This is a genomic window from Mesorhizobium sp. M7A.F.Ca.CA.002.09.1.1, assembly GCF_003998555.1.
Lineage (GTDB): Bacteria > Pseudomonadota > Alphaproteobacteria > Rhizobiales > Rhizobiaceae > Mesorhizobium > Mesorhizobium ciceri.
The window spans coordinates 1-623 of the sequence record NZ_RZRR01001506.1 but is presented as its reverse complement, the minus strand read 5'-3'; the positions used below and the strand labels follow the sequence as shown (position 1 = coordinate 623).

The 623-nt window shown below is 60.2% G+C and carries 1 pseudogene; it reads right to left on the bottom strand.

Annotation, left to right across the window (positions count from 1 at the left end):
• Positions 1–620: pseudogene (gene mraY / locus EN994_RS34325) on the bottom strand (phospho-N-acetylmuramoyl-pentapeptide-transferase); the annotation flags it as partial.
• Positions 621–623: the final 3 nt, after the last annotated feature.

Below are 623 nucleotides of genomic sequence, written 5' to 3'. Positions count from 1 at the left end.
ATCATGATCGGCACGATCGCCAGGCCGTCAAGGCCGTCGGTCAGGTTCACCGCATTGCCGGCGCCGACGATGACGAAGCAGGAGAACGGAATGAAGAACCAGCCGAGATTGACGATGAATTCCTTGGCGAAGGGAAAAGTCAGCGACGACGAGAACGGCGCCTGGCCATTGTGCATGATCACCCAAGCGGCGATGCCGGCGATGACGAATTCCAGCGCCAGCCGTGCCTTGCCGGAAAAGCCGAGATGCGACTGCTTGGTGACCTTCAGATAGTCGTCGTAAAAGCCGATCGAGCCGAAGCCCAGCGTCACCAGCAGCACCACCCAGACATAGATGCTCGACAGGTTCGCCCACAAAAGCGACGAGCCGATGATGCCCGACAGGATCATCAGCCCGCCCATGGTCGGCGTGCCGGCCTTCTTGAAATGTGTCTGCGGCCCGTCGGCGCGGATCGGCTGGCCCTTGCCTTGCCGCAGCCGCAGCGAATTGATGATGGTCGGTCCAAAGATGAAGACGATCAGCGCCGACGTGATCAGCGCCCCACCGGTGCGGAAGGTGATGTAGCGGAAGACATTGAAGACCGAGACCTTGTCCGCAAAATCGACGAGCAGTGTGAACATGCG